General features: G+C 39.5%; 2 protein-coding genes and 1 pseudogene. 1 reads left to right on the top strand and 2 read right to left on the bottom strand.

The window, feature by feature from the left end:
• Nucleotides 1-108, bottom strand: a 108-nt coding sequence (locus LH47_RS17270) for a UPF0236 family transposase-like protein (protein WP_407637157.1), incomplete at its 3' end; no start/stop codon positions are given.
• A 68-nt stretch (nt 109-176) separates the two neighbouring features.
• On the opposite strand from LH47_RS17270, the gene LH47_RS14290 reads away from it, so the two are divergent.
• Nucleotides 177-2078: an RHS repeat domain-containing protein gene (locus tag LH47_RS14290; protein ID WP_052585062.1), complete on the top strand. Its 1902-nt coding sequence runs from the start codon at nt 177-179 to the stop codon at nt 2076-2078.
• Between the two features lie 1270 nt (nt 2079-3348).
• On the opposite strand, the pseudogene LH47_RS14280 reads toward LH47_RS14290, so the two are convergent.
• A pseudogene (locus LH47_RS14280) lies at nt 3349-3768 on the bottom strand (ATP-binding protein); the annotation flags it as partial.
• Nucleotides 3769-4064: the final 296 nt, after the last annotated feature.

Here is a 4064-nt window from a genome sequence, read left to right as displayed (position 1 = left end):
CTCCTCCAAAAGGGCCGCCAACAAGACAGCGAACACCTTTTGAAGAGTTCTGACTAATTGTTCCTCCAGCTCTTTTAATAAAGGCCATTCTGTGGTAAAATGTTTCATGGACTCTCTCCCTCCTGTTTTATTGATGTTGGTCATCACCATCATAGCAGGGAGAGAGTCCTTTTTGCATGACATTTGCTTTTTTCTACCGCGCTTCGCTTGGTGGCCCCGACGAGCGTCGCGAACAAAAGTTCGTAACCCTCGTCGGGGAATCATTCCTGAATGTCACCCACAAATATTTTACTCACACAATCTCTAGTTTCAAGAACCCGTTAAATCAAACGACATCGTTTGCTTATGATAAAAACGGGAATCTTACAGGGGTTACGTATGCAAACGGGGATCGCGTATCCTATAGCTACAACGCGCTGAACCGACTCATTGCCGTTGCTTACAACGGGACAACAAAATGGACGTTCAATTACGATGCCAATGGCAACGTGACATCGGTGACGGATGCCAATGGAAATGCAACCACGTACACATACGATAAAAACAACCGTCTGACTCGCATCAGCAAAGGATCATCGAACGCCATTGCCTACGGTTATGACGATAATGGAAATGTTACATCGACATCCATTACGGCTGGTACAACGACTGATACGATTGGATACAGCTATAATCCATTGGACCAGTTAGTCGTCTTGTCAAGAAACAGCGCGAATTTAGCGAGATTTACGTACGATGAGCGCGGAAATATTTCGGCCATCATCCATGCCAATGGAACTTATACCGCTTATGAATATAACGATGCCAATCAGCTAAAATCATTGAAAAATTTCGATGCCAACGGAAATGTTTTAAACTACTTCCTCTACAGTTACGATGCGAATGGCAATATTACAGCTGTAGAAACAAAAGATGGAACGATTACGTATGAGTATGATGCATTGAATCAGCTGACAAAGGAAACACTAGCGGATGGAACAGCGATTACGTACGAATACGACGCGGTTGGCAACCGGACGAAGAAAATCGTCAACAATGGAACAACTACAACGACTACGTACACGTATGACGCCGCCGACCAACTAACAGCCGTTAACGGACAGGCATACACATATGATGTGAACGGGAATTTAACGAACAACGGCAACAAAACGTTTGTGTATGATGACGAAAACCGTCTCATTCAAGTAAAAAACGCATCGGGCACTACGATCGCAACCTATACGTATGACCATCAAGGAAGACGCATCAGCAAAACAACATCAAGCGGTACGACTTACTATCACTACGATGGCGACTCGATTCGTCTGTTGTATGAAACAGACGCCAACAACAACATCACAGCGGAATATACGTGGGACGCATTGGGCCGCCCGGTCACGATGACGAAAGCCGGAGCCACTTACTACTATCATTTGAACGGTCATGGAGATGTCGTTGCATTGACGGATGCAAGCGGAAATGTCGTCGCCCAATACGAGTATGACGCATGGGGTAACATTCTGTCCAAAACCGGTGCGCTGGCAACAGCGAACCCATACCGTTATGCCGGCTATTATTACGATGAGGAAACCGGGCTATACTACCTAATGGCGCGGTATTATGAGGCGAATATGGGGCGGTTCTTGACAAGAGATACGTTCCATGGGGTTGAGAATGAGCCGCAAAGCTTGAATCAGTATGTGTATACGAAAAATAACCCTGTTAATTCTATTGATCCAAATGGTCACTACTCAAAGCGACTTGATTTAGGGTTCAATAGTTATATTAAGGTAAATATAGGTTGGCAAGAAATATCTGTAACAATTAATTTAACTCCTGGATTTTTAATAAGTACAGGTATAGGCTTTGGTGCAGGTTTAGCCGCCAGTTATGTAATAAAACAAGTTTTGACTTGGTATCTATTCCCGGTTCTTTCTAATATCATATTAACTAAGGCAGCAGAAAAAGTTGTTAACTATTTAGCAAAAAAGCTTTCAAAATCTGCATTTAAAAAAATAACCAAAGGATATAACTGGACAAAAAAATCTATATTCTATACGAGCTTGGTAGTTCCAAATCTAATATTTAGGTATTAAATTCGGGTATTATTGTAAATTATCAAGTTAATTCGGAATAGAATGGTCATTTTTTTGCAAATCCAAACGGATTTTTGCACGTTCATCCAGCAAAAATCTGCGGAATTATGCAAATTTCCTCCCTTCTGTTTACAGAAAAAAACATTCGGTTGCTTAATATGGAGCCACTGCGGACATGTGTTCTAGGGAAAGGTGCGAGCACTAATCCTTGTTTTGCTAGGCATTGAACCAAACATGTCCGCTACTCCATGTAAAACGGATACATCTAATTTGGAGGTTAAATTCCAAATTAAAGTGATTGGCTGACGTACAAGGGAAATAATAATCTTTAAATTTATATTGCCATGATTTTGGGAAGGAATGTTTTATACACACTATAATGTGATTTTGTAAAGTGTGAGTAACAAAGAAGCGTTCGGGTATAGTCAGTTTCTCATCCAGCACATGAACTTTTGTAGATCTATCTCTTGATTGAGAAAAAGAAGTGCTTTGAAGGTAAATTGAATTCAGAAAACGGAATATTTAATTTTTAGGAAACACACTTAGTTCGCAAAGTGGAATTTGATTTAATGAACTAATAATTTAATGTGCCATATTATGATTAAGTTAAAAATGGTTGAAATGCCCCTTGATTGAAATTTTTAGATTTAAATAAATTAGCCATAAGGATGGTGTAAAAAATGGAATTAACCTTGATGTCAATCATTTTTATTTTAATAGGGTTGTCTTTAATATGGCTATCTATTTTTGGATCTAATGTAAAAATTAAAGAGTCTTCCTCTGGAACACCAACAGATGTTTCTGACTTTTTTCTTATGATGATTTATAAACTTTTCCCTCCTATAATTAGAAGGATATTTTTATTTTTGTTGGGATTAGGTATTGTAATTGGATTCATATATTTACTGTTTTTGGAATTCTAGCTGATGATACTATATAGATGTAATTAGGGGGGCCAGCAGATTCGCCATCCAGCAGTAGAAATCGAAAAATCGCCTAAAATAACATATTGACTGTAGATGAGTAAATTAGCTAACATAAATTTACAATCAAACAAAAAAGGAGACATGAACCAGACTCCTTGGTTAGAATAGATGTGCCACCAACTACCCACAAGGAGGTTCATGTTTTATGAATAGATTAGCGTATCATCAAGGAATCCACAAGTTTTTCATGATGTTGGGGTTGGCCTTGCATATCTCCAAACCGGTTTGGAAGCATCTCGTTCACCTTGTGTAACCGTCAAGTAAAATTGAACACTTTTCGCTAATTAATTTTGAACAGTTTGATCACCAAAAATGGAAATTCTATTTTTCATTCGATAGCTATCTCCACTTAAGTGAATGACTTCTGATCGGTGAATAATTCTGTCCAAAATGGCTGTAGTAATCGCAGGGTCACCGAGTAATTCTCCCCATTCTGATGGACCTTTGTTAGACGTTAAGATGATAGAAGATTGATTGTATAAGTCATTAATTAAGTGAAAGAAAAGATTCGCTTCCCGTTGATCCATGGCCATAAACATTAAGTCATCAATAATGACCAGATTCGATTCGCGCAAACGTTTCAGCCGAATTTGCGATTTACGAGTGATTTCTTCTGTTTTTAGCGCATGAATTAATTCCCCCATTGGGATAAACGTGACCTTATAACCTTCATAAATGGCTTCTATGCCGATCCCAATAGCTAGTGTGAGTAAAATATTTGTGGGTGACATTCAGGAATGATTCCCCGACGAGGGTTGCGAACTTTTGTTCGCGACGCTCGTCGGGGCCACCAAGCGAAGCGCGGTAGAAAAAAGCAAATGTCATGCAAAAAGGACTCTCTCCCTGCTATGATGGTGATGACCAACATCAATAAAACAGGAGGGAGAGAGTCCATGAAACATTTTACCACAGAATGGCCTTTATTAAAAGAGCTGGAGGAACAATTAGTCAGAACTCTTCAAAAGGTGTTCGCTGTCTTGTTGGCGGCCCTTTTGGAGGA

This window comes from Anoxybacillus thermarum, from assembly GCF_000836725.1.
In the GTDB taxonomy this organism is placed as follows: Bacteria; Bacillota; Bacilli; order Bacillales; family Anoxybacillaceae; genus Anoxybacillus; species Anoxybacillus thermarum.
Note: the sequence above shows the minus strand (reverse complement) of the source record. Positions and strands in the feature narration are given on the sequence as shown.

Bases quoted from the DNA above. Each gene is read 5' to 3' on its own strand.
- LH47_RS14290 (WP_052585062.1), top strand. From the start codon at position 177: ATGACATTTGCTTTTTTCTACCGCGCTTCGCTTGGTGGCCCCGACGAG.